Below are 2,756 nucleotides of genomic sequence, written 5' to 3'. Positions count from 1 at the left end.
ATAGGACGGATGTCGGCCTCTTTGATTGTGTCGCGGCCCTGGGTGATTCTGGGTAGAAAGAGGATCTCTTCTTGGATGTCGGGGGCGAGATTGTCTAGCCACATGATTTGTGTCATGCTTGTCGTCGAGAAGTGGGCGAGTTCGGACTGGTTGATGTTGGCTTTAGATTGAACCAGCCTGAAGCAGTGATGGGCTAGGGCGAGCAGTCGGCTGAGTCGAGGGACACGACCTGCAGGTGTAACGGACGCGTTTCCGCTTTGAATCTGTTTGGAGCCACAACGTTTGGTGGCAACGTGGAACTTTCGGTTGATGGTTAAGCGGTCGTTCATTGTGCATGCTCCAATTGAGTTTCGGTCAAGCTTTTCAAACCAGTTGGATGAAACGTGATTGCTACGTTGCCTCCTGGGCCGTCGAAGCTGACGCTCTCGATCAGTAGTCGAACCAAGCGGACCTGTTCCTTGGGAGGTAGCGTCTGCCATAGCTCGTCGAAGTCAGCCAGTACATTCGTAATTTGCTGGTCATCGATCTTTTGGGCTGCGAGCACGGCAAGCTCCGATGTGATCTGCTGAGAACGACGGTCAGCGGTTTCGAGCCGCGACTGGATTTCGCTGAAACCCGACAAGCTGCTGGCGATGTTCGGATTAGCAACGATCGCTTGAAGTTTGGCATGATCATCATCTGCGTTGAACCGCGCGGATGCAGCCCTGCTTGACGGGGGTGTGGTAAGGGTGTCAGAGATGTGTCAGAGATGATCACCCTTACACTATGAAGGCGTTTCGGTCATGGGTTTTGGTCACGCTTCACGGATATCACTTCACTAGTTCGATCTCGCCGGGGCGCCAGGTCTTGTCGAACCACGGCTCGAGCGGGCCGTAGAGCCGCAGTATCATGAACCAGCCTTTGCCCGGCAGCGTCTGCACCCAATTGTTCTCATATCCTTCGGGAGCCTTGGGGCCAAAATAAACATCCACGGAACCGTCGGCGTTTTTCTTCAGGTCTTTCTCTTGACTGGTCACGCTCGGTGCTTGCTGATTGGTCTGGATCATGGAACGAGTCTGGTTGTCATAGACGATGACGGACCAAAAGTCTTTCACCGGCACGTTGGGAGGGAGACGCATCTTGTAGGTTTGGCCACCGTCAAAGGGGTTACCATTCGCGTCCTGGACAGACCAAGGATACTGCGAACCTTTACCAACCATCTTCATCTCCATCGCCGGAGTGATTCCGGTAGCGAAGTAGTAATAGAAGATATAGCCATCCATGTTCGTAACGCCAGGCGACGTCTCAAACTTGTAGCCACCGAAGAAGGGCAGACGCCACGTGCTCTCCGGATAGAAGTAGGCTTCCGGCGAGCGGACTTTAAAAGCGATCGTGCGAGCGGTGACAGCACCGATATTGGCGGCGTCAGTCAGGATCATCTTCATCCGTTTATCTGGATCGAATGGTTTCCCCTTAACGATGCCGATGGAGGCGAAGAGGCCCAGCGTGGTCGGATCGCTGCCGCCCGCGGGCTCTTCCTGGATCACCTTGTTGAGCATCTCCCAGAAGGTGTAATCTCCGGGTGCGACAAAGGTGGCTGGGATGCCCGAACCATTGACGAACTTCATGGCGGGTGGATTGGCGGCTTCGGAAAGCTGGTAGACCTTGAGATGTTTCTTTACGAGTTCGACGCCGGGCTTGGTGGAGCCATCGACGACAAAGGCCCGGAAGAACAACCAACTGCCGTAGGTATTTGGGCGCAGGACGACGTAGCCAGGCGGAACATCTCCTTTATACTCAGGAGGTAGAACGAGATATTTGCCCCCTTTTCCGCGATCCTCGCCCGTGATGCCGACATCAGCTACCCATCGATACCAGAAGTCGTTCACACCGCCTAAAACCTCGGGCGGGACTTCAAGAACCAATGGCCCTTTTTTGGAGTCGAGCCAGATGAAGTTGTAGATCGTATTGTCGTTGGCGGTGAGTTCGACGGTGCGTGGATCGACGAGGTTTTCCCAGATGACGTCGGTTTGATTGACCGGGCCGAACCGCGCGAGCGAGTCGCGCATGCCAGCCTGGTTCACGACCGGGATTGCCATCAGGTAAGCTTGCAAAGCACGGGAACGGTCGAGGTTATCGTAGATTTTCTCTACGGTGTCAGCCGACGGGTAGCCATAGGTGAGGTTAAGCGTGCCGATGGAGCTTTCAATCCTATCGGGCACCGCCACGCCGGGTGCAATGGGCGTGGAATACTTGAGACTAGGATCGGCCGGGATCGAGTAGCGATCCTGGGCGAGAAGGCTGAGAGGGCTCGTAAGAAGTGCGGCGAGCGCGGCCGCCAAAATGGTCGGTTTGGGTTTGGTTTTCATTGCCGAATCGTATTCAGTTTCGTTTCGAGTTAGTAAAGGAAGACTGCGCTATCCACGCCTACGTAGTAGTTCTCGGGCGCCAGGCACAGGAACACAGTTTACTCTGCGCCATTAGGTAGGCCAATTGGCTGTGAGACCTGGCGCCGGTAGAGACATCCTTCATATACCCCATCGAGCTGGTTGAATGGGAAGGGGAGGCACTTGAAGGTGAATGTTTGGCTAGGATCTGACTGAGGCCTGCATCCCCGGCCTGCCAAACGTCATCCAAACGCGTGCCAAACCGGTGCGAGTTAACAGACAAGGAGAATCCTTCCCATGATCGCATGAATTTGCTTGCGCCACTCACTCTTGCGTGCTGCTAACCAGTTGCATTGAACGACAAGTTATCGTGCGCAAAAGTCCCGACTG

Annotated in this window: 3 protein-coding genes; all 3 read right to left on the bottom strand. The window is 54.8% G+C overall.

Annotated elements, in window-relative coordinates; translation table 11 throughout:
- Positions 1-329, bottom strand: a 329-nt coding sequence (locus tag ACIQ2L_RS13785; protein ID WP_396159817.1) for a hypothetical protein, incomplete at its 3' end; no start/stop codon positions are given.
- Positions 326-622 carry a hypothetical protein gene (locus ACIQ2L_RS13780; RefSeq protein WP_396159815.1) on the bottom strand — a complete coding sequence of 99 codons (297 nt, stop codon included), beginning with the start codon at positions 620-622 and terminating at the stop codon, positions 326-328. The genes ACIQ2L_RS13780 and ACIQ2L_RS13785, both read right to left, overlap by 4 nt.
- Before the next feature lie 187 nt (positions 623-809).
- Positions 810-2,348 carry a DUF1254 domain-containing protein gene (locus tag ACIQ2L_RS13775; RefSeq protein ID WP_396159813.1) on the bottom strand — a complete coding sequence of 513 codons (1,539 nt, stop codon included), beginning with the start codon at positions 2,346-2,348 and terminating at the stop codon, positions 810-812.
- Between the last annotated feature and the right edge of the window lie 408 nt (positions 2,349-2,756).

It is taken from the genome of Flavobacterium sp. (assembly GCF_044369455.1).
Taxonomy (GTDB): domain Bacteria; phylum Bacteroidota; class Bacteroidia; order Flavobacteriales; family Flavobacteriaceae; genus Flavobacterium.
This window is presented reverse-complemented; position numbering and strand designations above follow the sequence as displayed.

What these genes read in the sequence shown, in the direction of transcription:
- ACIQ2L_RS13775 (WP_396159813.1), bottom strand. Translation starts at nt 2,348, where the DNA reads ATGAAAACCAAACCCAAACCGACCATTTTGGCGGCCGCGCTCGCCGCA.